Source organism: Paenibacillus nanensis, assembly GCF_003583765.1.
In the GTDB taxonomy this organism is placed as follows: domain Bacteria; phylum Bacillota; class Bacilli; order Paenibacillales; family Paenibacillaceae; genus Pristimantibacillus; species Pristimantibacillus nanensis.
The window spans coordinates 259,323-286,284 of record NZ_QXQA01000003.1 but is presented as its reverse complement, the minus strand read 5'-3'; the positions used below and the strand labels follow the sequence as shown (position 1 = coordinate 286,284).

Here is a 26,962-nt window from a genome sequence, read left to right as displayed (position 1 = left end):
GACCTCTCGCCTGTTGTCCCGCTTACTTCTTCTCGTCAACAACCTCGTAGTCGGCGTCAACCACGTTGTCTTTGCCTTTCGCGCCTGCCGCGTCGCTTTCCGCTCCGCCCTCGGCCGCTCCAGCTTGAGCCGCTTGCTCGTACAGCTTCGTAGACAATTGCTGCACAACAGCCGTCAATTCTTCTGTAGCCGCTTTGATTTGCTCAAGATCGTCAGTCGCGATCGCTGCCGTAACCTTCTCCTTCGCCGCATTCGCTTTTTCGACCTCGGAAGCGTCAACTTTGTCGCCAAGCTCTTTAATCGTCTTCTCGGTGGAGTAGACAAGCTGGTCAGCCGTGTTTTTCGCTTCAACCAGCTCTTTGCGCTTGCGGTCTTCTTCCGCGTGCAGCTCGGCGTCCTTCATCATTTTTTCGATTTCGGCGTCGCTCAGGCCGCTCGAGGAAGTGATCGTAATTTTTTGGCTCTTGCCGGTGCCTTTATCAAGCGCCGATACGTTAACGATACCGTTCGCGTCGATATCAAATGTCACTTCGATTTGCGGCACGCCGCGCGGAGCCGGCGGGATATCGCTTAGCGTAAAGCGTCCGAGCGTCTTGTTGCCCGCCGCCATGGAGCGTTCGCCCTGAAGCACGTGGATTTCAACGGCTGGCTGATTGTCCGCGTACGTCGAGAACACCTGCGACTTGCTCGTTGGAATCGTCGTGTTGCGGTCGATCATTTTTGTAAATACGCCGCCTGCCGTTTCGATACCGAGCGACAATGGCGTCACGTCCAGCAGAACGACATCTTTCACGTCGCCGGTCAATACGCCGGCTTGAACAGCCGCGCCAAGCGCAACCACTTCGTCCGGATTTACGCCTTTGTGCGGCTCTTTTCCTGTCAGCTTCTTCACGGCTTCCTGAACGGCAGGAATACGAGTCGAACCGCCGACTAGCACGATTTTATCAATATCGTTAGCCGTCATGCCAGCGTCGCTGAGCGCTTGGCGTGTCGGGCCAAGCGTACGTTCAACCAGATCAGCGGACAACTCCTCGAATTTCGCGCGAGTCAGGTTCATCTCAAGATGCTGAGGCACGCCGTCTACCATCGTAATGAACGGCAGGGAAATCGTCGTCGTCATGACGCCGGAAAGCTCTTTTTTCGCTTTCTCAGCCGCGTCCTTCAGACGCTGAACCGCCGCCTTGTCTTTGGAAAGGTCAACGCCTTGCTCCTTCTTAAATTCGCTGACCAGATGATCGATAATCACTTGGTCGAAGTCGTCGCCGCCCAATTGGTTGTCGCCGCTTGTCGCTTTAACTTCGAAGAAGCCGTCGCCGAGCTCCAGGATGGATACGTCGAACGTACCGCCGCCGAGGTCGTATACAAGAATCGTCTGATCTTCCGCTTTCTCCAGACCGTATGCAAGCGCCGCGGCTGTAGGTTCGTTGACAATACGAAGAACCTCAAGACCCGCGATCTTACCCGCGTCCTTCGTCGCTTGACGCTGGCTGTCGTTGAAATATGCCGGAACGGTAATAACCGCTTGGGTAACCGGCTGGCCCAGATAAGCTTCGGCGTCCGCTTTCAGCTTCTGCAGAATAATAGCCGAAATTTCTTGCGGCGTATATTCTTTGCCGTCGATGTTTTCTTTATGGTTCGTACCCATGTGACGTTTGATGGAGATAATGGTGCGGTCAGGGTTTGTGATTGCTTGACGCTTCGCCGTTTCACCGACGATGCGCTCTCCGTCCTTCTTAAAGCCGACTACGGAAGGCGTCGTGCGGTTGCCTTCCGGATTCGGAATAACGACTGCCTCGCCGCCTTCCATTACGGCAACGCAGGAGTTCGTTGTACCTAAGTCAATACCGATAACTTTGCTCATGGCTTTATCCTCCTAATTTTTTCGATTCGTATGATGCATGTCATTCTTATCCGCTTACTTTAACCATCGCAGGGCGAAGCACTTTGTCTTTCAGCATATAGCCTTTCTGCACTTCCTCCACGACGATGCCTTCTTCATATTCATCGGACTCCACCTGCATAATAGCCTGATGGAATTCGGGATTAAACGGTTCACCGACTGCTTGAATCGGCTTCAGTCCTTCCGCTTCCAGCGTCTGCGTCAGCTGGCGGAAAATCATATCCACGCCTTTGGCGAGCGACTCATAGTCGCTGTTGCTCGATGACGCGGCAATTGCGCGCTCGAAGTTATCAACGACCGGCAGCAACTGGCCAAGAAGCTTCATGGACGCGTATTGTCCAAGCTCTTCTTTTTCTTTCATTGTCCGGCGGCGGAAGTTGTCAAAGTCCGCCTGCGCTCGTAAGTATCGCTGCTGGGCATCTTCCGCTTGCTTGGCAAGCTCCGCGTACCGCGCGTCATCCGCCGCATCAGCCGGAGCTTCCTCCGGCTGCCCGTCGGCCGCGGTTTCCAGCGTCTCCTCAGCAACAGCCTCATCCACTACTGTATCCACTGCATCGTTATGTTGTTCCTTCTCGCTCATCTAATCACCTCCTAAAAATAATCCAAGTCCGTCATTATTTATACCAACGGCTCAGCAATGTCCCCATGTCCTTGGAGATCATATCGATCAGGCTTATGACTTTGCCGTATTCCATCCGGGTAGGTCCTAATATGCCGATAGTTCCGAGCGGCTCTCCGTCAAGCGAATAAGTGGCGGTAATCAAACTGCAATCGCTAATCGCTTGATGATCATTCTCCGTTCCGATACGGACTTGTATGCCCGTAGACGCGGAAGACACCAGCTTCATAACGGCAGGCGTTTCGCTCAGCAAATCAAGAATGGTTTTCACTTTGTCGACATCCTTAAATTCCGGCTGCGTCAGCATGTTGGTCGTGCCGCTCATAAACACGCGCTGCTCTTCATCGTTCTGAAGCGCGCCCTCAAGCATGTTAAGAAGCGCTTCATAATGATCGACATGCCGCTCAAGCTCCTGGCCAACCTCGCTGTACAGCTTCGCTTTCAGCCGGATAAGAGGCACACCGACCAGCTTTGTATTTAAAATATTGACTACCTTCTGCATTTCGTCCATCTGAACGTCGGGCGGGATCGGAATGGTCCGGTTTTCAACATGCCCCGTATTCGTTACGATAATCGCTACCGCGGATGTCGCGTTTAACGGCACTAAGCCGAAATGCTTCAAGGAAGCGTTTAACAGCTCCGGTCCCAGCAAAATCGAGGTGTAGTTCGTCAAATTGGACAAAATGGAAGCCGTATGCTGAATCACCTGCTCCATTTGGTTCATCTTGTCCGATACGAGCGAACGGACCATATTCAGATCCTCTTCGTTCAGCTGCTTGCGCTGAACAAGATGATCGACGTAATACCGATAGCCCTTCGTGGACGGCACGCGGCCTGCGGACGTATGCGGCTGTTCAAGGAAGCCGAGCTCCTCCAGGTCCGCCATCTCGTTACGAATCGTCGCAGGACTGAAAGCGACGTCGCCGCGCTTCGAAATGCTGCGTGAACCGACCGGTTCCGCAGAGCGAATATAATCATCTACGATTGCATTCAAAATCATACGTTGGCGATCCGTCAGCATTTCAATCCCTCCATTGTATTAAGGTTTATCTTCTTCATCCGTTAGCACTCAACAGCAATGAGTGCTAATCGCTAATACAAAAATACCAAACCCGCTTCCTTATTGTCAAGTCGGTTCGTTATTTTTCGGCGGAGCATCTGCATGAAAAACGCCTTGCAGCACACTCTGAAGAGCGGCGGCAAAGCGTTCATAATGGAACGATATAATGGCCTCATTCATTCAATTCTTTCAGCACCGCGATTTCGTCGCAAGCATGCTGCTTCGGACAGTTGACGCAATCCCGCCATACTTTCTCGGGGAAAATTTCTTTGTCCACAACCTTGAATCCGTTCCGCTCGAAAAACGAAACGGCATAAGTCAGCGCCATCACCTTTGTTACGCCTTGGGCTTTTGCCTGCTCCAGCAATTTGTCCACCAGCTTGCTCCCGATGCCCAGGCTCTTGTAGCCGTCCGTAATGCCCAAGGACCGGATTTCGATTAAATTATCGCCCAGCCTCAAATTCGAACCGCAGCCGACAATCTCGCCTCCGATTTCCGCCACGACGAACGTATCGATTATATAGGTTAGGGTCTCGCGCGTTCGAGGCAGCATGACACCTTTCTCAGCGTAGCCTTTAATGAGCTGATATAATGTTTCCACATCATCTTTTGTTGCCGTTCTGCATAACACTTCCACTGCTTGCATCGCTGCCTGCACCTCCGCGAGTCCCCGAATGATCATTCGTTATGAATATGAATAAATATACATCATAACGAATTAATTCTCAAGAGATATTTATACCGCCGCGGTAATGAAAGCGCCGAACACTTCATTGCCCAGCAATACACCTCGCTCCGTTAGCCTATACACAAAATCCCCGTCCCGTTCCAGCCGCTCGAGCAATCCGTCACGCAGCTGCTTCTCGATTACCGGTCCGAATACGTCCTCCAGCTTCCGGCCAGGGAACTGCTCTTCGAAACGGGAAGCGCGAACCCCATCCAGCAGGCGGAGACCGACCATCATAAAGTCCTCCATCGCCTCGCTCTCTGGAATATCGTATACTTCAAGCCTAGGCAGCCTTTCTTTGTTGGCTTCGATGTAAGGCTGAATCCCTTTTAGATTCACATGCCGTTCGCGCTTCGCGTACCCATGCGCACCCGCTCCCAGTCCGTAATACGGTTCATTGCGCCAATAAACGGAGTTGTGCCGGCTCTCATAACCCGGCTTCGCGAAATTGCTGATCTCATAATGGCGGTAACCGTTCTCTTTCAGCTTCTTCATTAATAGAAGAAACATCTCATATTCCTCTTCTTCCGCAGGCAGCGGAAGCTCATTGCGTTCATATAACTTGTGAAACAGCGTGTTCTCTTCAACCTTCAAACTATACAGCGAATAATGCGGCAGTCCGAGCGCCATAGCCCTCTCCACACTGTCCGCCAGCTGCGCCAGCGTCTGCTTCGGCAAGCCGAACATAAGATCGATGGACAGATTGTCAAAGCCAACGGCGCGCGCGTTCTCAAGGCTGCGATACACATCGTCGACATTGTGAATGCGCCCGATACGCTCCAGCAGTCCGTTATCGAATGATTGCACGCCGAAGCTGATCCTGTTTACTCCGCCCGCTTTCATTGCCTGCAGCTTGTCGATATCCGTCGTGCCTGGATTGGCTTCCATCGTAAATTCCGCGTCAGCCGCGATCGGAAAGTGCGCGAATACCGACTTTAGAAACCGTTCCATCTGCGGAGGCGTAAGCACGGTCGGCGTGCCTCCTCCAACGAAAACCGTCTCGATTCGCTGCGGGGGAAGAGCGGCTACGGTCCGCTTCATCTCTTCCTCCAAGGCGTCCAAATATTGATCCACCGGCTGGCCTTTCAGCACATAGGAAGTAAAATCGCAATAGTGGCATTTGTTCGTGCAAAAAGGGATATGAATATAGAGCGCCTTCGGGGACGCTTGTAATGGATTCATTCTTCCATCTCCTTCCGGGGGCAAAAAAGGAAGGAGAGCATCGCTCTCCCCCATCTTGACCATTTTTAATCTTCGTCGATTTTGAGCACCGCCATAAACGCTTCCTGTGGCACTTCGACGCTGCCGACCTGCTTCATCCGCTTCTTGCCTTCCTTCTGCTTCTCGAGCAGCTTGCGCTTCCGGCTGATATCGCCGCCGTAGCACTTGGCAAGAACGTTTTTGCGCATCGCCTTTACCGTTTCGCGCGCAATAACCTTGGTGCCGATGGAAGCCTGTACCGGCACCTCGAACATTTGGCGAGGGATAAGCTCCTTCATCTTCTCGCAAATGATCCGCCCTCGTTGATACGCTCTGTCCCGGTGAACAATTACGGACAAGGCGTCAACCTGCTCGCCGTTCAGCATAATATCCATCTTCACCAGATTGGATTTGCGGTAGCCCGAAAGCTCGTAATCGAACGAAGCGTAACCCTTCGTTCTCGATTTCAATTGATCGAAGAAATCATAAACGATTTCAGACAACGGCATATCGTAAGACAACGTAACGCGGTTTGTATCCAGATATTCCATATTGAGAAACTCGCCGCGTTTGCCCTGGCAAAGCTCCATAATTGTACCGACGTAATCGTTCGGAACGATGATCGAAGCTTTGACATACGGTTCCTCGACATAGTCCAGACGGCCGGATTCCGGATAGTTGGACGGATTGTCGATGTCGTGCTGCTCGCCGTTTGTCAATGTCACCTTGTAAATAACGCTCGGCGCGGTCGTAATGAGAGGGATGTTGAATTCCCGTTCAATCCGCTCCTGGATAATCTCCATGTGGAGAAGTCCCAGGAAGCCGCATCGGAAGCCGAATCCGAGCGCCGTCGACGATTCCGGCTCATAGCGGAGAGACGCGTCATTAAGCTCGAGCTTCTCCAGCGCTTCGCGCAAATCGTTATAATCCTGCGTCTCAATCGGATATAGACCGCAATACACCATCGGATTAATCCGGCGGTAGCCCGGCAGCGGCTCGGGAGCCGGTCGCTTGGCATCGGTGACGGTGTCGCCGACACGCGTATCCTTAACGTTTTTAATACCCGCTACGACGAATCCTACATCGCCGACAGACAGCTCGTCGACGATTGTCATGCGCGGCTTAAACGCGCCGACCTCGATGACCTCGAACTCCGCGCCTGTCGCCATGAAACGGATCTTCTTGCCAGCGCGAATGCTTCCGTCGACAACCCTTACGTACACAATAACGCCTTTATACGCGTCATAATGGGAGTCGAAAATGAGCGCCTTCAGCGGCTGGTCTGGATCGCCGTTCGGCGGCGGAATTTTGGTAACGACCTGCTCCAAAATTTCCTTGATGCCGATGCCCGCTTTGGCGGAAGCATGGACCGCTTCGCTTGCGTCCAACCCGATTACGTCTTCGATCTCCTGCTTCACCCGCTCCGGCTCCGCGCTCGGAAGATCGATTTTGTTAATAACCGGCAGCACCTCAAGGTTATTATCCAGCGCGAGGTACACGTTAGCAAGCGTCTGCGCTTCGATGCCCTGCGCCGCGTCAACGACGAGCAGCGCGCCTTCGCAAGCCGCCATGCTTCGCGAAACTTCATATGTAAAGTCGACGTGGCCCGGCGTATCAATCAGGTTAAGCAAATATTCCTCGCCGTCATCGGCTCGGTACGTTAAACGAACGGCTTGCAATTTAATCGTAATGCCGCGCTCGCGCTCCAAATCCATCTGATCCAGTACTTGCGCCTGCATTTCCCTGGAGCTGAGCGCTCCGGTATATTCCAGAATACGATCCGCAAGCGTCGACTTCCCGTGGTCAATATGAGCGATAATGGAAAAATTTCTTATTTTCTTCTGTCGGTCACGAACGTCTGTCATGCCTCAAGCCCCCAACATTCCAATAATCCAATCATTCTTCCTATTATATCAGCTTGCAGGAATGTCAGCAACGAAGGTTTAGTTCAATAAGCCGTCGAACAAGGACACGACGAACCGAATGCCTGCGCTAGACGCGGATTGCAGCATGCCGGAGGTGGAATCGGCGAGCTTATTGACGGCGGGCTCTTCATCCTCGTAAGGCACGCCCGGAAGACGCGGATACCCTTTTTCGTCCATGTAGCCATCGCCATTCGCAAGGCGGCGGACCTCCTCCAGCTCCCGCTCCAGCTCCGCAATCCGTTTGTCCGTCTCAGACTCGTAACGCTCGTTTACCGCAGAAGCGATACCATTTGAGCCCTCGGCATATTCGCCTTCAATCGGTCCATAAATCCGTTCGATCCCCGTCGTGGACATCTCCAGTCCGAACAGAACCAGAAATGCCAGCGCGCAGCCTATACCTAGCCACTTCCAAGCATGACGTCCCATCGCTCTTACTCCTCTCCTGACACTTTTTCCGCTTCCCAATAAATGTCCGCAATCACTTCGGCCAGCGCGTCGGCTGTCCGGTACGATTCCTCCAGCGTGTTCTCGACGCCGCCGACCTCCAGCAGCACCGATTCGGAAGCTAAGGATTGATTATATTCGGCATTGCCCGTAGCAGCAGTTTTCCCCCAGATGCCTCTGGAAATACCAGGGTACTTCTTCTCCAGCGCATCGTGAATTTTGGTTGCGAACTCCTCGTTTTCCTTCCAGTTCGGATTTTTATGGCCGATTATAAAATAGACCTGCGCATAGCTTACGCCGTCAATATCAACAGTCGTATATTTCCGTTTTTGCGAGTCGCGGTGGATGTCGAAGAAAAATTTCAGCTCGTCGCTGCTCGCCATCGCTTCTTGAACCGTTTTTTTCGAATATTTGTAGCTGAGCTCCCAGCGGTAGCCTTTAATTGCCGTCGGATAGTCGGTGTCGGAATGCATGGCCCCCACGCCATTTTCCTCCAGCTTTTCCGCCAGCCTTTTGCCGACGAGCGTTATGTTTTTCGTTTTGGAATCCGCTTTGCCTTCCCCTGCCTCCGGATACCAGGATTCGCGGTTGTGAGAATGATAGATAAATGCAATTTTGGAAGCCCCCGTGCTAGGCTTGTCCGGCTGCGGCGTTTCTGTCGGGGATGGCTTCTCGGTCTCTGCCGGCTCTTGCTCCGTCTCGTCTTGCTGACCGTTATCCGAATGCTCCGGGCCTTCTTGCTGCTCCTCCTGCGGTCCCGTAATCGGCAGATGATCACGCGGACCGACATTCGTATCGGTGCCAATGCCCTTCCGGATTAGAAACGACTCGCTTCCCATTCCGGGAAGCTCTGCTGCAAGCAAGCCGCTGGGGGAGCTTGTGTTAATGCTTGTCAGCGTGCGCATCATGAAGGAGCCGATCTCTTTGCTGGATAAAGCATCCGATTCCAGGCTGCTATGAAAAGCGGGCATTTCCATCTCGAGCATTTCCCCAAAAAATCCGCCCGGCACCGAAGCCGCAAACCCCTTCATCGAATGAACCGGCGAATCGGACGCCTGCTGATGAATAACGCCCGCAACGCCTAGCAATATAAAAAACATCATCGAGCTGAGCGATAGCAGCGAAAAAGCTCTGCCTGTCACTAGCAATCGTCTCATTTTCGGACCGTCAATGACTTTCCACCACAACTGCTTCTGTTTTCTCATTATGATTACCCTCCCATTATCCGCAAAGCGATAGTTAAACGATCTAGCTACTATCAATCTATGAGATCGGAGAGGTTCATAGAACTACTATAATGAGAGAAGAGCCGAAGAATTAAAGAGTTCAAAATAAAAAAGAACGGGACGCAATCGCATCCCGTTTTTTTCCTCTGTTACTAGTGTGTATAAGCCGCCACATTATCCGTATCAATCGCTTGATGAAGCGAAGCGTTAAGTCCGCTTGCGATAATGTTCGCGATATCTTCGATAAACTGATCGACTTCCTTCGGCGTCACCAGCAGGTCGTGGCCTAACGGGCTCAGCACCTCGCGCACAAGCTGCAGCCGCTCGTTATCCTCCATCTGATTCAGCAGCCCGAAGATCTGATTCGGGTCGCCCTTATGCGCTTCGAGATGATTCCGCATCATCTCAAACGTATTGTTCACGATCGTTGAAGCATACACGACGGTCGGCACGCCAATCGCGATAACCGGAATGCCCAATATATCCTTCGTCAAGCCCTTTCGTTTGTTGCCGATGCCGGAGCCCGGATGAATACCGGTATCGGCGATTTGGATCGTTGTATTTACCCGCTCCAGCGCTTTCGACGCGAGCGCGTCAATCGCGATGATCAGATCCGGCTTCGATTGCTCCGCAATGCCTTGCACGATCTCGCTCGATTCGATGCCTGTAATGCCAAGCACCCCAGGCGCAACGGCGCTGACGGGACGATAGCCCGGGGCAACCTGATCCGGCATCAGCTCGAAGAAATGGCGGGTAACCATAATATTCTCCACAACAAGCGGTCCCAGCGCGTCCGGCGTGACATTCCAGTTTCCTAAACCAACGACCAGAACGCGCGCCGTTTTGCTAATGTTCAGACGCTCAAGAAACGATTCGAAATGTTTGGCAAATTGCGTCGCTACGCGGTCCTGCAGCTCCGTATCGCCGCTGCGCAGGCCGGGCACTTCAATGGTCACGTAATGACCGATCATTTTCCCGATTGCCTGCGACCCTTGTTCATTCTGCACTTGCAGCACCGTCACCTTAATGCCGTCTTCATCCGTCGTATCGGAAAGAATGCCCGGAATCGCCCCCATGCCGGGACGTTCCGCAAGCTCCTTTGCTTCAAGCGCCAGATCGGTTCTTACGTTGTATAGCTCTAAATCAAGTTCCTTCATCGCTGTCATAGGCTCCCTTCGCGGTTTACATCTTCCGTTATTGTTTGCAGATGACCTCATTTCATACGGCTTCCGTCGTATGCGGGCGTATGGTTACTATTGCTTTTTAGGCTTTCGCATGCTAATATATTTTAAGTTGTGTTGTTTACTGATGTAATCTTTGTAGGAGGTGAATTCCATGCCAAACATTAAATCCGCTATCAAGCGCGTTAAAACTAGCGAAAAGCGCCGCGCTTTGAACGCTTCCCAAAAATCCGCTCTTCGTTCGGCCGTAAAAACTGCTGACCAAGCGATCGCAGGTACTGATGTAGAAGCTGCAAAAGCGGCTCTGATCACTGCAACGAAAAAATTGGACAAGGCAGTAACGAAAGGCCTGATTCATAAAAATGCGGCTGCCCGCAAAAAATCTCGTCTTGCTAAACGTCTGAACGCATTGTCCACACAAGCTTAAGCTAACGTGCGGCATCAAGCTTCGTCCTCCGAGAGGGCGAAGCTTTTTTATTTTCCTTTGCATAACACCGAACGAAAAAAAAGCCGCCTAACCGGCGGCTTCTTTATGTTTAGGATACGCTCTTCTCTGAGCTTAGAGCGAGCAGATACATTTCCAGCCCAAACGTCTTGTCGACTGCTCCTGTTTTCATCCCGTAGTCCAAATCCGCCAGCGAGGAAAGCAGCTTGCCAAGCCGAGCCGTCTTGAACTTGCGGCTTTTCTCCGCGGCAAGCTTGACCGCATAGGGATGCAGCCCGAGCTGGCCAGCCATCTGCTGCGGAGAGTAATGATGCTGCTCCAGCTCTTTAATTTGGAGCATAATGCGCAATTGACGGGCGATTAACGCCGCAATCTTAATCGGCTCCTCACGCCGGACGAGCAGCTGCCGATACAGCTCCAGCGCTTTGTCTACACGCAGCTCGGCAATGGCGTCGATGAGCGCGAATACATCCTCCTCGACCGTAGCGGCTGTCAGCATAGCCGCCTGCTCCACGGTAATGGAGCCTCCTTCGCCAGCATGCAGACATAGCTTGTCTACCTCTTGCGCAAGCTGTCCCATATTGACGCCTACACGGACGAGCAGCAAATCCGCCGCCGCTTCCTCCATTTGCCGTTTCTGATCCGCTGCCCTGCGTATCATCCACCGTTTGAGCTCCGGCGTATCGAGCTCCGGGAACGCGATCAGCGAGCCCCGATCCTTCAACGTCTTCACCAGCTTCCGGCGCTCATCGAGCTTCTCGGCTTGAACGGCAAAAACGATAACCGACGTTTCCAATGGGTTGTCGATGTAACGGAGCATCGTCTCAGGCTTATGCTCCAGCTTGGCGTTCTCCTTGCCTCCTGCAGCCATGACGGACGAATCCCGAATGAGAACCAGCTTCCGCTCGAGAAAAAAAGGAGGAGACTCCGCCTCCATCACCGCTTCCTCCAGAGGCGTTTCGGAGGTGTCGTATTTCATAACGCCCATCTCCCGTTCATCCGGAGTGAACAAAGCGCCGGTCAAATGCTCAATAAACTGCTCCATCCGGTAGCGGTCTTTGCCATGCAGCACATACACCGGCCGGAACTTCCCGTTTTTTATTTCCTTTACCGCTTCTTTCATGTCCATTCGCTTCGGTCTCTCTCCTATGCAATGTAAATGGCAACAAAGGGATGCGCCCCGCTGGGCCATCCCTTTGCCTTTATATTAACACTCGCAGGCAGCTCCATGGCGCCGCCTTTGCGAATGGTCATCCGACGTTGCGTTAACGTCGATGACTGTTCTCTTGCTATATCATACTCAAAGGGGTGCCTATTTGTGCGCGTATGCCCTCGGAATTAATGCGGAGCTTTCCTTTCGGTCCAATTCGAGGTTTGAATGACATACTTCTCTGTTGCGCCCTGGTCGAGATGCACCTCATAGAAAAGCTCCGTGCCGTCCTCCGACCAAACAAGCTGTCCATGCTGGCCGTTTTTTCTCGGCGTCTCCATCACCGTCTCGCCGCTCTCCTCCGATACGATCACGATGGCGAACTCCTCCGCTCTTGCGACATAACGGCCGTCTGGCGACGGGAATTCGGAAGTTTTAGCAATTCCGTAAGGCGGTTGCGTGCCGCTGTCGAATTGGTCCTGCGTCTCGACTTCGCCGCCCGATGCGGGGGCAGCCTCTTCGCCGGCTGCCGAACCGGACTCATTGCCCGTTGCCGAGCCAACTGCCGGTTCGTCGGCAGCCGGTGTTTCCACGACTCCTAAGGCGCCGGCGCCAGGCGCTCCGGTCGGGTTCGGTGCCGTTGCAGGCTCTTCAGCCGATGCTGATTCCTTTTCCCCAGTCTTCGCCGTATTGCTGCTAACGGATTTGTCGCCGCCGGCAGTTCCGCCGCCATCCGATAAATCATTCTTTAAATCGGGGCTAAAGGATCGGACATCGATGCTTTCAAGCGGAATGTCCCCTCCCGCTTCTTCGCCTGCTCCAGCTGAAGGAGTTTTCATCATCTGAGCATCATGAGCGCCCACTAAGCTTCGCTGAACGATATCGGCGGAGCTTTCCGCCGCTTGATTAGCGGCGTCCCCATCAAAGCCAGACGGAGCGTTCAAAATGAAGAAGCCGGCCACAATACCCGCAGCCACCACGCTGAACGTCGCGCTCCACGATGGCCAGCGCCTCTTGCGCTGCAATCGGCGGGTTGTCACGGACGGGTCGTCATTAGGCGATAATGCCGCAATATTCGGAGCTTCGGCCTCCTGCTTCGAGAGCAGCTCGATTTTTTCCAGCTCCGGCATAATCGCATCAACCAAGCTGTATTTCGGCGTCACTTTGGGCAGGTTCGCGAGTTCGGCGGACAGCCGCTTCAATCGTTCGAAGGTTGCCTCGCATTCCGGGCATTGATTGATATGGCTCATCAAGACGGCGAGCTCTTCTTCGCTCAGATCGCCGTCCAGCTGTCTATGCATAAGCTCCATCACCTCTTGACAATTCATCCCCGGACACCACCTTTCTGATAATCATGCAGTAATGTTTGCAGCTGCTGCCTGGCCCTGAACAAATAAGACTTCACCGTATTTAGGGGCAGATCCAGCGAATCCGCGATTTCGTTATAGGAGAAATCCTGCAAGTACCGAAGAACAACAACCGTACGGTGATGCTCCGGCAGCTTGTCGATCGCGCTCCGGATATCCTGCAGCGCGTAAGCGGACAACACTTCCTCCTCTACGTTCTGCTTCTCGTGGAATACCATCTCGTGCTCGTCTATCGAGACCGTTGGTTTATTTCTTCTGAACTTATCAATGCATATATTCGTCACAATGCGCTGGATCCATGTTTTGAACTGCGCCTTCTCCTCATAGGAGCCGATTTTCGTATAAATGCGGATTAGCGCTTCTTGAGAAGCATCCATCGCGTCTTGCTCATTATTTAATATATAGTAGGCTGTCCGATAAACATGGGTTTCAATCTCACGCAACAGAGTGATTAAAGCTTCACGATCTCCCGATTGGGCGGCTTTGATCAAGCCGGGCTCCACCACCACGAAGGATCCTCCTCTCTTGCAACCTTACAGACGGACTGGTTGCGTTAAATGTTGCATACCTAAACTTCAAGTTTTATTTTTTTTAAATTTTTCTGTGCAATCTATGTTACGGATCTTAACAGAAGCTCTCTTTCATCGAGAACTCCAACTTAAAGAATACCAAAATTTCAGAGGTCCGTATAGGGAATCATTTTGGACGTGATAGAATGCCGGACGGCTTTACGAGAAAGCTTGCTTCCCCGTGAAGATCGGTGCGCCACAGCCGAACGGCTTCCGCCTCAAGTCTGTGAAGCGTGTCCGGATGAGGATGCCCGTAAGTATTTGTTGCCGAGACAGATATGACTCCCGCCGCTGGCTTCCAATAAGCCAGCCACTCATCGCTTGTGGAATGCCGGCTGCCGTGATGCGCGACTTTTAGAACGGAGACAGGGGCGAGGGCCGCAGCCGCCTCGGGGCTTTTGGCGCGCTCCTGTTTCACGATTGCTTTTTCCGTTCCCGATGAGATATCGCCGGGGAACAGAAAGGTATGACCGTAAATCGCAGCGGAAACGACCAAGCTGCTTTCATTCTGGTCGTCGAGCAGCTCAACTTTTTCATTTCCGCCCACATTGGATTTGGCAGGCCAAAGCACGTTCAGCTTCGTAGCCTTATCCACTTGGGCTGTATCTCCCGCTTTTGGCGCGTACAGCGTTACACCGGCTTTCAACGCCGCTGTCATCAGCTGAGCGGCATCGTCCGAATCCTTCATCGTGCCGTTCCACCAGAGCTGTTTGACCGGAATATTTTCAATTACGGCTATTAACCCTTTTATATGGTCGCTGTCTAAATGAGATACAATGAGCAGGTCGATCTGATGAACGCCTCTCTTCATAAGAAGGGGGACAACGACCTTGCTTCCAACCTCGAACGGATCGCTTCGCAGCCTCCACTCTTCGCCGGGCTTCAAGAAGGAGATCGCCCCTCCGCCATCGATGAGAATATGCTTGCCAGTTGGCGTACGAATAAGAGCGGCGTCGCCTTGGCCGACATCAAGAAAGCTCACCGTGGCCGTCCGGTCGAACGCATCCGGCATATAGGCATACATAAGCAGACTTGTTCCGACGACCGCATGGATAACCGCTTGCAGCGCGGAGCGTTTGGTCGGTTTGAACGGCGGGTTTGCAGCAGATGCGCCATATGCATCAGGAGCATCCAAAGGCACCGTATCCTCCGGGCTTCCCCTATCGGAAGCTGCGCTATCCCCCCTGCCAGCGCGCCAATTGTCCAGTAAGCGGAAGAGGGACAACAGGAGAAGCAGACAACCTCCAACCCACCAAAGCGGAGGCGTTCCCCATATGGTACGAAAAGAATCCAACTTCGCTAACTCATTCACGAGCGCAAAAGACCAATCATTGGCATATACGGAAAGCTTCGCGACAGCGGCAGCCCCGTCTTCCCAGAGGAAGGAAAGTACCAAAGCCGCAGCTCCGATCGGCATTACGATGAAGCTGATAAATGGGACGAGGATAAAGTTCGCGAGCAGCGAAAGGAGATGGAATTGGTTGAAGTAGTAGAGCGTAATCGGGAAGGAGACAAGCTGGGCGACCACCGTTACCGCGGCCAAATCCAGCAGCCAGCCGCCTTTGCGCCAAACCGGCAGCGCTCTGCGGACAGGCGGCACACCTAGAATCAACCCTAACGTTACGATGAACGAAAGCTGAAAGCTGACGCTGTCCAAATAATATGGATTCACGATCAATAGAGCGACGGCGGCGGCCGAAAGCAGATGCAAGCCGTCCTTCAGCTTGCCCATTCTGGCGGCGACGAGACCCAGCACCGCCATCACGCCGGCCCGAAGCACGGAAGGCGAAGCGCCGGCCAGCAGGACATAAAGCGGGACGGCAGCCATCAGCACGGTCAATATCCGCTCGCGCGGCAGCCGCGCAAGCTTCAGCAGTCCGCCGAACGCGTACATAAATACCGCGACATGAAGCCCCGATATCGCGAGAATATGCGTTAAGCCAAGCCGCGCGAAACGGTTAAACTGCTCGGGATCCAGATCCTCGCGGATGCCGAGGATGAGGCCTTGCATGTAGCCGGCCTGATCCTCCGGGTACAAGGCGGCAAGCCGCGCGCCCAGCCATGCGCGCGCGGCGTCTACGCGGCCGAGCAGAGCGGCCGCGGAGATGCTGTCCGCCGCCGGAGCCGTTATGGTGACGGCGGCGGCGCCTTTGCCTTTGAGCAGCCAGTGGACGCCCTGGCTGCGGAGATAGCGGCGGTAGTCGAAGCCGCCGCGGTTCGTGGCCTCGGCCGGCCGCGCCAGCTCGCCGGCGACGCGCACTTGGTCGCCGCGCTGCCAGGCCGCGGCGGCCTCTTGCTCCGGCTGCGCGCTGAGCCGCAGCTGGACAAGCAGCCGCTCGCCGGCTTTCCGCAGCGGCGGCTGTCCCGCCACATGGATGGCCGATGCCTCCATGTGGAACTGCACGCGGTCGCCGTCGACCTCGACCGCGGACACAATCGTGCCGAGCGCGTCGGCGGCATACGCCGCTCTCGGCCCCTCCGCCTCAGCGGCAGCGGCAAGGGCGGGCAGCGCGGTTACATTCCGCGCATCCGCCCACAGCCTTTCGCCCGCCGCGAGGCACAGCCCAACAAGGCAGGCGATCGCCACGCCCCGGCTCGCCTGCCTGCCGATCACCGCGGCGATCGCGAGCAGCGCAGCCGCTCCCGCCGCAAAAGCGGCGCCGCGCGCGCCAAGTCCCGCCGCCGCGGCACTGCCCGCAACAAAGCTGGCCGCGAACCACACCAGCGGCCTTCGATTCATCAATCGCACTTTTGGTTCACTCCTTCTCGATGCGGACATAACAAAAAAGAACCCCGCGCCGCATCATTCCATGCAGCGCGAGGTTCTTCCCCGCATTCTATTTCCTGTTTCTTCCTTATTGTGTAACGTCCATCAAAGCCTGAGCGGGAGGCGCATAATGCTCCACCTGCCGGAACGCGATGCCCTGCTGGGCCATAAGCGCATAGACCTTCTCGCTGTCCTTCGGGTAAGCCCGATGGTATACGATTTCCTGCACGCCGCTGTTCGCGAGCATGTTGGCGCATGTCCAGCATGGCTGGTCGGTTACGTAAACGACCGAGCCTTCGCGGTCCGCGCGGTCTGTAAACAACAGCAGGTTCTGCTCGGCGTGGATAGTGCGGATGCAACGCTGCTTCCGGACCACTTGGTCCTTCCCGTCCACCGACTTCACCTCTACCTCTTCCGCGATCATGCAGCCCGCTTCTAGACAGTCATGCGCGCCCATCGGCGCTCCGTTATAAGCCGTGCCCAGCAGCTTCTTGCCTTGGACTAGCACAGCCCCAACATGTCTGCGCGGGCAGCGGGAACGAGTCGAAACCATATAAGCGATATCCATAAAATAGGTGTCCCAATCCTTTCGGATCGCGTCATTCGTTACGGCAGTCATCATGTCCTCCCTATCTCTGGCTGCAAAAAGCTCATCTTGTAACACTTTCTATCTATTAATCAACCAGCGTTTTCTACTATTGTAATCGCAACGGCCGGTTGACGCCAGCCCTGCGGCGTATCCCAACCGACTTAAGCCTGCTGGCTCGCGGCGATCGCTTGCTCCAGATCGGCGATAATGTCGCCAATGCCTTCCGTGCCGATCGACAGACGGATCATGCCCGGCGTTACGCCCGAAGCCAGCTGCTCGTCCGCCGACAGCTGTTGATGCGTAGTGCTTGCCGGATGGATAATAAGCGATTTCGAATCGCCGACATTCGCCAGATGCGAGAACAGCTTCACGGCGTTGATTACTTTTTTGCCGGCTTCCACGCCGCCTTTGATGCCGAATGTCATAATCGCGCCGCTGCCGCTTCGCAAATACTTCTGAGCCAGATCATAGGACGGATGGCTCTTCAGGCCCGGGTAGCTCACCCATTCCACCGCCTCATGCTTCTCCAAGTACTCCGCGACCGCCAGCGCGTTCGAGCTGTGGCGCTCCATCCGCAGATGCAGCGTCTCCAGTCCTTGCAGCAGAAGGAAGGAGTTAAACGGCGATAACGCGGCGCCCATATCGCGCAGCAATTGAACGCGCGCTTTAATGATATACGCGATCGGACCGACCGCATCCGTATATACGACGCCGTGATAGGTTGGATCCGGCTCCGTCAGGCCAGGGAACCTGCCGCTTTCCTTCCAATTAAACTTGCCGCTGTCCACGATTACGCCGCCGATGGACGTGCCGTGACCGCCGATAAACTTGGTCGCGGAATGCACAACGATGTCTGCGCCGTGCTCGATCGGGCGGCATAGATAGGGACTCGGGAACGTATTGTCTACAATAAACGGAACGCCGTTCTCGTGCGCGATCGCCGCTACCGCTTCGAGATCGATGACATCCCCTTTCGGATTGCCGATCGTTTCGGCGAACACCGCTTTTGTTTTATCTGTAATGGCCGAGCGGAAGTTGTCCGGATTCGAAGGATCAACAAACTTCACCGTAATGCCCAGCTTCGCAAGCGTCGAGGAGAAGAGATTATATGTGCCGCCGTACAGGCTGGAGGCCGATACGATCTCATCGCCCGCGCCGGCGATATTCAATATCGAATATGTGATTGCCGCTTGTCCGGAAGCGACCGCAAGCGCGGCAGGAGCGCCTTCCAGCTCTGCCACCCGCTTCTCGAATACGTCCGTCGTCGGGTTCATAATACGCGTATAAATGTTGCCGAACTCCTGGAGCGAAAATAGGTTAGCCGCATGGTCGGTATCCCGGAATCCGTAGGAAGTCGTCTGGTAAATCGGCACCGCGCGGGAATTGGTAGTGGGATCGATAGCTTGTCCTCCGTGTACGGCTAATGTTTCAAGCGAAAGCTTCTTCTCTGTCATGCTCGTTCCTCCTAATAGGTTTTGTGATAGGATTCGTGAAGCCAGTTAAAGCTTCGTTGACGAATAGCCCCGACTCTCCGAATCTAGCAAATTATGTCTGCTATCATCTACCATTCTCTCATAATTATGGACGAGTGACAACGCTGTCTTTTATACCGGCCAGCAGCTTTTCGCCGATCCCTTTCACCCGAAGCAGATCGTCCACGCTGGCAAAATACCCGTTTCTCTCACGGTCCTCAACAATGGCCTTTGCCTTGGAAGGGCCAATACCTTTCAGCTCGTCCAGCTCCGCCGCCGTCGCCCGGTTTAGATCCAGCCTCCCCGCCTCATCTCTGCTCGTAAGCGGGGCTCCCGCTTCATGCGGGTCCGCTTTGTCGGCAGACGGCGAATTGGGGGCGGCATCCCCGGGCGGTCCTACCGCTGGCCCCCCATCCGCTTGTTCCGTTTGCTTTGCCTCGGGGCTCCCGCCAGCTTCCGCAGTCCTTTCCGCCCCCGCTTCCAGATCCGCTTCCGAATCAGGAGCTTCTACCGGCGTTAGACTATTCGCTTCAACACCTTCTTTAAGCTCTCCCAGCTTCTCCTCCATGGCCGCATTGAGCGGAACCCAGCCCTCTTCGCGGTTCCGATCATCGCTTTGATTAAACGCGGCGATAAAAAGGAGGCATGCCCCAATGAAGCAGCCGCCTAATAGAAGACTGCGTCCCAAACGGTTCGCACGCCCAGCGATTCGATGATTCATTTCTTTCCCTCATTTCTACAAAAAGATTGGTAAATCGTGACATAAGAAACAAGTCCTGCAGAATAGGTTAGAAGAGCAGACGATACGCGAAAGCCGGCTGCGCATGCTCACGAAGTGCATTTTGCTTACGCAAATCATAGCCAATGCTTACGAAGTATGTTTTGCTTACGCAAAACATAGCCAATGCTTACGAAGTATGTTTTGCTTACGCAAAACATAGCCGATGCTTACGAAGTATGTTTTGCTTACGCAAAACATTTAAGGAGGGCTAATCATGAATGTTGGATTTATCGGAACAGGCTCGATGGGAACGCTGCTTATCGAAGCGTTCATCGCCTCCGGCGCTCTGTCGCCTGCCGAGGTTGCAATAAGCAACCGGACTTATGCCAAAGCGCAGGCGTTAGCCGACCGGTATCCCGGCATGAGAGCCGAATTTATGAATGCTGACGTGGCCTGCGGCAGCGATATCGTGTTCCTTTGCGTCAAGCCGCACGAATTTATCCGCGTGGTGGAGGATATTAAGCCTGTTGTCAGGCCGGAACAAACGATTATATCGATCACAAGCCCGGTGCTTGTGTCGCATCTGGAAGGCGAGCTGAATTGTAAAATCGCCAAAATTATTCCCAGCATCACCAACAAGGTATGGAGCGGCGCTTCCTTATGCATTTACGGCGATAAGATGGAAGAAGCGGACAAAAAAAAGCTGGAGTCGCTGTTCGCTCATATTAGCGAGCCAATCCGCATCGCGGAAAGCTATACGCGCATCGTCTCCGACCTGTCCAGCTGCGGCCCGGCTTTTATGGCGTTCCTGCTGCAGCAATTTGTTGACGCCGCCGTGAAAGAAACGGGCATTCCGCGCAAAGAAGCGATGGAAGTGGCCAGCAATATGCTGCTCGGAACAGGCTTGCTGCTGACGGAAGGCCGAATGACGCCGGAGGAAGTTCAGGCGCGGGTAGCCGTGCCGGGAGGGATCACCGCCAAAGCGCTGCAATTGCTCCGGAGAGAGACGGAAGGCGTATTCACCGCGCTAATCCGCACGACCCACGATAAATACCGGGAAGATCTGCTGAAGGTTTCTTCCGCCTTCTACGGCGAAGAGGTGAACGGACAATAGCTGTTCTTCAGCTAAAGCCCGCTCACCTCTTCGGGTTGCGCTCTATTAATTGGCTACGATATTAACCAGCTTTCCTTTGACCGCGACAACCTTGCGGATCGTTTTGCCCGCAATCAGCTCTTTCACCTTCTCCTGCTCCTTCGCGAGCGATTCCATTTCGGCTTCGTTCGTGTCTGCCGCAATGGAGATGCGCTCTACGATTTTGCCGTTTACCTGGACGACGATCTCGACCTCCTGGTCGACCGTCCATGCCTCTTCGTAAGTCGGCCAAGCCGCATACGTAATCGTATCTGTCTGGCCCAGCTTCTCCCAAAGCTCTTCGGCGATATGCGGCGCGATCGGCGACAGCATCTGCAGGAATTGCTTCATCGCTTCGCGCGGCAGCGACTCCGTCTTATACGCTTCGTTCACGAAAATCATCAGCTGGCTGATCACGGTGTTGAAACGCAGATTTTCGTAGTCCTCCGTAATCTTCTTGATCGAACGGTGCCAAGTGCGCTTGAACGCGTCCGTCGTTTCTCCGTCACCGATTTTGGCGTTTAACGTGCCGTCTTCGTTCACGAACAGGCGCCATACGCGGGACAGGAAGCGGTAGGTGCCTTCCACTCCGTTTGTATTCCAAGGCTTCGTCGCTTCAAGCGGCCCCATAAACATCTCGTACATGCGGAGCGTATCCGCGCCGTATTCACCCACGATATCGTCCGGGTTAATGACGTTACCGCGCGATTTCGACATCTTTTCGTTGTTGGTGCCGAGGATCATGCCTTGGTTAACCAGCTTGTGGAAAGGCTCCTTCGTCTGCACAACGCCGATATCGTAAAGCACCTTATGCCAGAAGCGAGCGTACAGCAAATGAAGGACGGCGTGCTCGGCGCCGCCAATGTACAGGTCAACAGGCAGCCACTCTTTCTGCTTCTCCGGCGAGCAAATTTCTTTATCGTTTTTCGGATCGATAAAGCGCAGGTAATACCAGCAGCTTCCCGCCCACTGCGGCATGGTGTTCGTCTCGCGGCGCGCCTTCATGCCGGTCTCCGGATCGACGGTGTTCACCCATTCCGTCACATTTGCAAGCGGCGATTCGCCGGTGCCGGACGGCTTGATCGCATCTACGTCAGGAAGCAGAAGCGGCAGCTGATCCTCTGGAACGGTCTTCATGGTGCCGTCCTCCAAATGAAGGATCGGAATCGGCTCGCCCCAATAACGCTGGCGGCTGAACAGCCAGTCGCGCAGACGGTACGTCACTTTCCCTTTGCCTTTGCCCGTTTCCGTCAGGCGGTCGATCATCGCTTTAATCGCAGCCTCGTTATGCAATCCGTTCAGGAAGTCCGAGTTCACATGCGGACCGTCTCCGGTATAAGCTTCCTTCGTTACGTCCCCGCCTTGCACGACCTCGATAATCGGCAGGTCGAACTGCTTTGCGAATTCCCAGTCTCTCGTATCATGGCCAGGTACCGCCATAATTGCGCCCGTGCCGTAGCCGGCAAGCACATAATCGGCAATCCAGATCGGCGTTTTGGCGCCGTTAACCGGATTGATGGCGTAAGCGCCAGTGAAGACGCCTGTCTTCTCTTTAGCCAAGTCGGTGCGCTCCAGATCGCTCTTGCGGGCGGCCGCGTCTTGATACGCCTCAACCGCCGCCTTCTGCTCCGCCGTCGTAATCGCAGCGACCAGCTCGTGCTCCGGCGCAAGAACGCAATAGGTCGCGCCGAACAGCGTATCGGGACGAGTCGTAAATACGACAAGCGACGCGTCATGGCCGTCGATGTCGAACGTCACCTCCGCGCCTGTCGACTTGCCGATCCAGTTGCGCTGCATATCTTTGATGCTTTCGGACCAATCAAGCTCCTCCAAGTCCTCCAGCAGGCGCTCCGCGTATTCCGTAATTTTCAGTATCCATTGGCGCATCGGCTTGCGGATAACCGGATGTCCGCCGCGTTCACTCTTGCCGTCGATGACCTCTTCGTTCGCCAGCACGGTGCCAAGCGCCGGACACCAGTTAACAGGCACTTCGGCTACGTAAGCAAGGCCGCGTTTGTACAGCTGGATGAAAATCCACTGCGTCCACTTGTAGTAATCCGGATCGGTCGTGCTAAACTCGCGGTCCCAATCGTACGAGAAGCCGAGCGACTTGATCTGGCGGCGGAAGTTATCGATATTTTTGAACGTAATGTCGCGCGGATGCTGTCCCGTGTCGAGCGCATGCTGCTCCGCCGGCAGGCCGAACGCGTCCCAGCCCATCGGGTGTAGCACGTTGTAGCCTTTCATCCGCTTATAACGGGATACGATATCCGTTGCCGTATAGCCTTCCGGATGCCCGACGTGCAGTCCTGCTCCCGAAGGATACGGGAACATATCCAGGGCGTAAAACTTCGGCTTGCCCGCTTCTTCTTTCGTTTGGAACGTCTTGTTCTCGTCCCAGAATTTCTGCCATTTCGGCTCAATCGACTGCGGATTGTAGCCGTTCCGTTGCTGATCCTGGCTCATGACTGTCTCCTCCTAATCGTCTAACAAACATAAAACCTCCCGCCCCCAGCGGATTATCGCTAGGGACGAGAGGCTATTCTCCCGTGGTACCACCCTAGTTAGCGCCGGGCATGCTTTGCCCTTCGCTCACTTGACGCCCTTAACGCGGACAATTCGTTGCGATTCTACCGATGCTTCGGCTGCCGCAATGCTCCAAGGCGAGCTTCCCCGCGCGCAAGGTCCGGCTTTCACCAACCGCCGGCTCTCTAGGCCTAACTTACGCAAGTACTGTTCCTCTTCAACGCTAATTATATGGAAAAACAATTACTTCCGATTATAGTGGCAGCATCTCCCGCGTGTCAAGCGATGACCGGCTAACCGGACGTTCGATTTTTTAAATTCGCAGCTCCTGCCAAGCCTCTTCTCGCCGTCACGAAAGCGGCGCAAATAAATGCCGTGATCGCAGCATGCAGCAATAGCCCCTGCCATGTGCCCTCAGGGCCGCCAACGGTCATGAACAGCAGCCACAAAAATAGCGGAGGTACCTGAATGACAAACAACAGCGCCAGCAAAGCGACCAGCATCGCGTCGTTTACCGCCTCTTTCATCTTGGGCCTTAGCGCCATCGCCGCAAGCAGCGTCACGCCGAGCGCGATAGAACATTTCCCCCAGAAATAGACGGTCTCCCTTTCGGAGCCGGCCTCTATTCCCAGAAAGCTGAAGTTAATGAGCATGCCGGAAGCATGATACAGAATGCCGGCGAACACAGACAATATGCCGACAGTAAGGATAGAGGCTCGTGTCAGCACCTGTCCTTGCACCTCCCATTTTCATGAACTCTCTTTAAGCAGAACAATAGATGTAGCTTCCAACAGGTTTCCCAGCTTTAACATAAGACGTTATTTACGCATTGTTGGTTGCGGCGCCCCGGCTCCTTAAACCTTTTTCACTCGGTACCAATAATCGTAGAGCTGCCGGAAGCCGAATTTGTCGTAAAGCCGGTTAGCGGCCTCATTGTTTTTGACAACGAGCAAGTACCCCCGTTCCGCGCCCTGCTCCTTCGCCCACCCTAACAGATGACGCGTTAAAATTTCGCCGTAGCCCCGCCCCCGCAGTTTGGGATCAGTTACGATATCATACAATCCGGCATAACCCTGCTCGATGACGGCCATGCCGCAGGCGGCGGGAGCACCCTCATGACGCACGACAACAAACGCCTTGCGCAGCGGCTGACCTTCCATCATACGCCGGGTCGTTTCCTTCTGGTCGGCGTTTAAGCCCTGCAATTCGGCAATGGTGTCCAGCCAATAGGAGGTTAGTTCCGTTGCGATGACGACGTCCTCATACGTTGACGGCTCCAAATCAAGCAGCGAGGCCGTTTTCACCAGGGTGTGGTCGACGAACGCATAACCTCTTTCTTCCAGCTTCGCGTCTAAACCCGCAGGCTCTGCGAACGGAGTCACTTTAAACACCGCCGCCTGTCCTCTCTCCTTGTACAGGCTCTCGCAATACGCAATTTTTTCGTCCACCTCATACGCGCTTCCGTACAGCGGGTTCACCGAATTGGACCGCTTCGAATAGCCGTCCGCGAACCGCAGCAGCCATCCGTCATACAGCAAAGTTTGCAGCGCCGGCCATCCGTTTAGACTGATTTCTTCTATTCGTTTCGGATTCTCCATTTTCCGATTCTCCCCTCCACTAGGCATGATGCTATTCGATACGAAACCGAGCGATCTGTTCAAACAGCTTTTCCCGTCTCAAAATTTCGGCTTGCTTCTGTCCAATCAGGTCAAAATGAGGGTATTCCGCCCGCGCGTGAATATAGTTAGGATTTAACCCGTTTTGCCGGCACCAGCTTGCCAGCTTGTCCAAGTCGGAGCAGCCAACCTTCGTCACGGTCCGCATGCCAGGGAAACGCGGATCCAGCCAGTAATGCGTCAGAAACGCGATCTCGCCTCTCGCGACGGCTTCTTTCCATGCCCTCATCTCATCCCGCGATATGCCGAAAGCCATCTGAACCCACGCCTCCCAATTATAAAATTCCCTTCACGCGCCCCACTTGGCCGTCCTGCAATCTGACCTTAATCCCATGGGGATGCTGAGGGGAATTGGTTAAAATATCTTTGACGACGCCGCGCGTCAGCTTGCCCGTCCGCTGGTCCGCTTTCAGTACAATTAGGACCTCCTGCCCCGGTTTAATCTCCGCTCGAATCGTGCCCTTCCCTTGCATATGTAAAGGTCCCCTTTCTCTAGATGTTGGCAATAAGCATAGCATATGCGCGCGGAAGATGCACTTGTCGCTCACAACTGTTATACTTACTTTCAAACGCTCAGATGAAGAGAGGAATTTCCAGCATGTCTAACGCATTTGAAGCACTCGGGATCTCCCGGGAGCTTACCGATTTATTGAAACAAAACGGCATCAGCGAGCCGACCCCGGTGCAGCGCCAGACGATCCCGATATTGATGAAAGGAAACGACGTTATCGCGCAGGCGCAGACCGGCACGGGCAAGACGCTCGCATTCGCGCTGCCCATATTAGAACGCGTGAATGTGCAGAAGGAACAGGTTCAGGCGCTAATCCTGACGCCTACCCGCGAGCTTGCGATTCAGATCACGGCGGAGCTGAAGAAGCTGGCTCCCGCTTTTAAAGCGAACGTGCTTGCGGCGTACGGTGGACAAGACGTTGAGGCGCAAATCCGCAAGCTGCAGCGCGCGCCGCATATTGTAGTGGCGACGCCGGGACGGCTGATTGACCATATGACGCGCGGCACGGTCAGCCTCGGCAAGCTGTCGATGCTTGTGCTTGACGAAGCGGATCAAATGCTTCATATGGGCTTTTTGAACGAGGTGGAGAGCATAATTATGCAGACGCCGAAAGCGCGTCAGACCATGCTGTTCTCCGCTACGATGCCGGATGCTGTCCGCAGGCTGGCGAGTCAGTATATGAACGATCCGGAGGATGTGCAAATCCGCAGCGCGAACGTTACGCTCGACAGCATCAAGCAGCTCGTCGTCGATACGACCGACCGGGGCAAGCAGAAAGCGCTGATTACGCTGCTCGAGCAGCACAGCCCTTATCTCGCCGTCATCTTCTGCCGGACGAAGATTCGCGCCAAAAAACTGAACGAAGCGCTTCAGGACCATGGCTTCGAGTCGGACGAATTGCACGGCGATTTAACGCAGGCGAAGCGCGAGCAGGTGATGAAACGGTTCCGCGACGCGAAGCTGCAGGTGCTTGTCGCGACGGACGTCGCTGCGCGCGGGCTTGATGTCGAAGGGGTAACGCATGTGTACAACTACGATATGCCTCTCGACGGCGAGAGCTATATCCACCGCATCGGCAGAACCGGCCGGGCGGGGCAAACCGGGATGGCCGTTACGCTTGCTACGCCATATGACGCTTCCAAGCTAGCTTCCATCGAGCGCAGCATTAACGCTAGGCTGGAGCATCGTTCGATCGAACGCGACGGAGAGCTGACTTCCAGAGGGGGCGGACGAGAGCGGAATGCGGGACGCGAGGAGCGAGGCGGCAGAGAAGGCCGCGGAGATCGCGGAGCAAAAGCGGCAGGAAGAGGCGCAGGCGAGCAACGCGGCGGCGGCAAAGGGAAAGCCCGCGCAGCAGGCGGATCAGGCGCAGAGGCTGCATCGCAGCAGCGCGCCGGGCGAGCGGCTGGCAAAGCCTCCGGCCGTTCTTCGAATCCGTGGGAAATTACCGAGGCGGATATTCGTTTCGCGCAAGGCGACAAAAACGCAATTCGCGGCGGCAAACGAAGCGGAAGCTCTACCGGCAGGAGCCGCGACGGGAAAGGCGGCGGCAGGCAGGGCGCTTCCAAAGGCAGCGCCGGCGGAAGAAGCGGCGGTCGTTCCCGTACACGGGGACGCTGATCAATTCGCATTCGCCCAATTCAAGCCGGACCATGACAGCTGTCCAAACCTTTTGGGGCAAATCTCATACTATACTGTATACCGAATGTTGGGGAAGCCCTAACCCAGAGCCTGCAGGCCCGCTTCGGTTCAAAA

24 protein-coding genes and 1 other annotated feature are annotated in these 26,962 nt (G+C 54.6%); of the genes, 3 read left to right on the top strand and 21 right to left on the bottom strand.

Annotated features, from left to right (window positions below; genetic code table 11):
- Nucleotides 1-22: 22 nt before the first annotated feature.
- The 9 genes from dnaK to gpr form a co-directional block, all read right to left on the bottom strand.
- Nucleotides 23-1,861 carry a molecular chaperone DnaK gene (gene dnaK, locus D3P08_RS07615; protein ID WP_119598899.1) on the bottom strand — a complete coding sequence of 613 codons (1,839 nt, stop codon included), beginning with the start codon at nt 1,859-1,861 and terminating at the stop codon, nt 23-25.
- Between the two features lie 46 nt (nt 1,862-1,907).
- The gene (gene grpE / locus D3P08_RS07610) at nt 1,908-2,480 is read right to left on the bottom strand and encodes a nucleotide exchange factor GrpE (RefSeq protein ID WP_119598898.1); all 573 of its coding nucleotides are present in this window, start codon (nt 2,478-2,480) and stop codon (nt 1,908-1,910) included.
- Nucleotides 2,481-2,514: 34 nt separating this feature from the next.
- Nucleotides 2,515-3,540 (bottom strand): heat-inducible transcriptional repressor HrcA, encoded by a 1,026-nt coding sequence (gene hrcA, locus D3P08_RS07605; protein ID WP_119598897.1) that lies wholly within the window; start codon nt 3,538-3,540, stop codon nt 2,515-2,517.
- 211 nt (nt 3,541-3,751) lie between these two features.
- Nucleotides 3,752-4,225 (bottom strand): N-acetyltransferase, encoded by a 474-nt coding sequence (locus tag D3P08_RS07600; protein ID WP_119598896.1) that lies wholly within the window; start codon nt 4,223-4,225, stop codon nt 3,752-3,754.
- Between the two features lie 90 nt (nt 4,226-4,315).
- On the bottom strand, nt 4,316-5,488 hold the full coding sequence (gene hemW, locus D3P08_RS07595) for a radical SAM family heme chaperone HemW (protein ID WP_206098931.1): 1,173 nt from the start codon (nt 5,486-5,488) through the stop codon (nt 4,316-4,318).
- A gap of 65 nt (nt 5,489-5,553) precedes the next feature.
- Nucleotides 5,554-7,371, bottom strand: coding sequence for a translation elongation factor 4 (gene lepA, locus D3P08_RS07590; RefSeq protein WP_119598895.1), 1,818 nt, complete (start codon nt 7,369-7,371; stop codon nt 5,554-5,556).
- A 78-nt stretch (nt 7,372-7,449) separates the two neighbouring features.
- Complete coding sequence (locus D3P08_RS07585; RefSeq protein WP_119598894.1) at nt 7,450-7,857, bottom strand: hypothetical protein; 408 nt, start codon at nt 7,855-7,857, stop codon at nt 7,450-7,452.
- A 5-nt stretch (nt 7,858-7,862) separates the two neighbouring features.
- Nucleotides 7,863-9,080: a stage II sporulation protein P gene (gene spoIIP / locus D3P08_RS07580; protein ID WP_119598893.1), complete on the bottom strand. Its 1,218-nt coding sequence runs from the start codon at nt 9,078-9,080 to the stop codon at nt 7,863-7,865.
- A 173-nt stretch (nt 9,081-9,253) separates the two neighbouring features.
- Nucleotides 9,254-10,258, bottom strand: coding sequence for a GPR endopeptidase (gene gpr / locus D3P08_RS07575; RefSeq protein WP_119598979.1), 1,005 nt, complete (start codon nt 10,256-10,258; stop codon nt 9,254-9,256).
- A 178-nt stretch (nt 10,259-10,436) separates the two neighbouring features.
- Here gpr and rpsT point away from each other — a divergent pair, with 178 nt between their 5' ends.
- Nucleotides 10,437-10,709: a 30S ribosomal protein S20 gene (gene rpsT, locus D3P08_RS07570; protein WP_119598892.1), complete on the top strand. Its 273-nt coding sequence runs from the start codon at nt 10,437-10,439 to the stop codon at nt 10,707-10,709.
- 109 nt (nt 10,710-10,818) lie between these two features.
- On the opposite strand, the gene holA is transcribed toward rpsT, so the two are convergent.
- From holA to D3P08_RS07535, 7 genes are all read right to left on the bottom strand, one after another.
- On the bottom strand, nt 10,819-11,856 hold the full coding sequence (holA, locus tag D3P08_RS07565; protein ID WP_119598891.1) for a DNA polymerase III subunit delta: 1,038 nt from the start codon (nt 11,854-11,856) through the stop codon (nt 10,819-10,821).
- A gap of 209 nt (nt 11,857-12,065) precedes the next feature.
- On the bottom strand, nt 12,066-13,205 hold the full coding sequence (locus D3P08_RS07560) for a zf-HC2 domain-containing protein (protein WP_119598890.1): 1,140 nt from the start codon (nt 13,203-13,205) through the stop codon (nt 12,066-12,068).
- Nucleotides 13,202-13,750 carry an RNA polymerase sigma factor gene (locus tag D3P08_RS07555; protein WP_119598978.1) on the bottom strand — a complete coding sequence of 183 codons (549 nt, stop codon included), beginning with the start codon at nt 13,748-13,750 and terminating at the stop codon, nt 13,202-13,204. Before D3P08_RS07555 ends, D3P08_RS07560 begins: the two co-directional genes overlap by 4 nt.
- Before the next feature lie 190 nt (nt 13,751-13,940).
- Nucleotides 13,941-16,553, bottom strand: coding sequence for a ComEC/Rec2 family competence protein (locus D3P08_RS07550; RefSeq protein WP_240647372.1), 2,613 nt, complete (start codon nt 16,551-16,553; stop codon nt 13,941-13,943).
- 115 nt (nt 16,554-16,668) lie between these two features.
- The gene (locus tag D3P08_RS07545; protein ID WP_119598888.1) at nt 16,669-17,199 is read right to left on the bottom strand and encodes a deoxycytidylate deaminase; all 531 of its coding nucleotides are present in this window, start codon (nt 17,197-17,199) and stop codon (nt 16,669-16,671) included.
- A 131-nt stretch (nt 17,200-17,330) separates the two neighbouring features.
- The gene (locus tag D3P08_RS07540) at nt 17,331-18,623 is read right to left on the bottom strand and encodes a homocysteine synthase (protein ID WP_119598887.1); all 1,293 of its coding nucleotides are present in this window, start codon (nt 18,621-18,623) and stop codon (nt 17,331-17,333) included.
- A gap of 124 nt (nt 18,624-18,747) precedes the next feature.
- Complete coding sequence (locus D3P08_RS07535; RefSeq protein WP_119598886.1) at nt 18,748-19,362, bottom strand: ComEA family DNA-binding protein; 615 nt, start codon at nt 19,360-19,362, stop codon at nt 18,748-18,750.
- Between the two features lie 274 nt (nt 19,363-19,636).
- Here D3P08_RS07535 and comER point away from each other — a divergent pair, with 274 nt between their 5' ends.
- The gene (gene comER / locus D3P08_RS07530) at nt 19,637-20,476 is read left to right on the top strand and encodes a late competence protein ComER (protein ID WP_119598885.1); all 840 of its coding nucleotides are present in this window, start codon (nt 19,637-19,639) and stop codon (nt 20,474-20,476) included.
- A 45-nt stretch (nt 20,477-20,521) separates the two neighbouring features.
- On the opposite strand, the gene leuS is transcribed toward comER, so the two are convergent.
- The 5 genes from leuS to D3P08_RS07505 form a co-directional block, all read right to left on the bottom strand.
- Entirely contained in the window at nt 20,522-22,960 is a 2,439-nt protein-coding gene (gene leuS, locus D3P08_RS07525) for a leucine--tRNA ligase (protein WP_119598884.1), read from the bottom strand.
- 58 nt (nt 22,961-23,018) lie between these two features.
- Nucleotides 23,019-23,250, bottom strand: a binding site (T-box leader).
- A gap of 63 nt (nt 23,251-23,313) precedes the next feature.
- Nucleotides 23,314-23,748: a hypothetical protein gene (locus tag D3P08_RS07520; RefSeq protein ID WP_119598883.1), complete on the bottom strand. Its 435-nt coding sequence runs from the start codon at nt 23,746-23,748 to the stop codon at nt 23,314-23,316.
- A gap of 126 nt (nt 23,749-23,874) precedes the next feature.
- Nucleotides 23,875-24,618: a GNAT family N-acetyltransferase gene (locus tag D3P08_RS07515; protein ID WP_162848393.1), complete on the bottom strand. Its 744-nt coding sequence runs from the start codon at nt 24,616-24,618 to the stop codon at nt 23,875-23,877.
- A 31-nt stretch (nt 24,619-24,649) separates the two neighbouring features.
- Entirely contained in the window at nt 24,650-24,952 is a 303-nt protein-coding gene (locus D3P08_RS07510; protein WP_119598881.1) for a hypothetical protein, read from the bottom strand.
- 19 nt (nt 24,953-24,971) lie between these two features.
- Nucleotides 24,972-25,169, bottom strand: a complete 198-nt coding sequence (locus D3P08_RS07505; protein ID WP_119598880.1) for a YwbE family protein — start codon at nt 25,167-25,169, stop codon at nt 24,972-24,974.
- Nucleotides 25,170-25,294: 125 nt separating this feature from the next.
- On the opposite strand from D3P08_RS07505, the gene D3P08_RS07500 reads away from it, so the two are divergent.
- On the top strand, nt 25,295-26,827 hold the full coding sequence (locus D3P08_RS07500; protein ID WP_119598879.1) for a DEAD/DEAH box helicase: 1,533 nt from the start codon (nt 25,295-25,297) through the stop codon (nt 26,825-26,827).
- Nucleotides 26,828-26,962 lie beyond the last annotated feature (135 nt).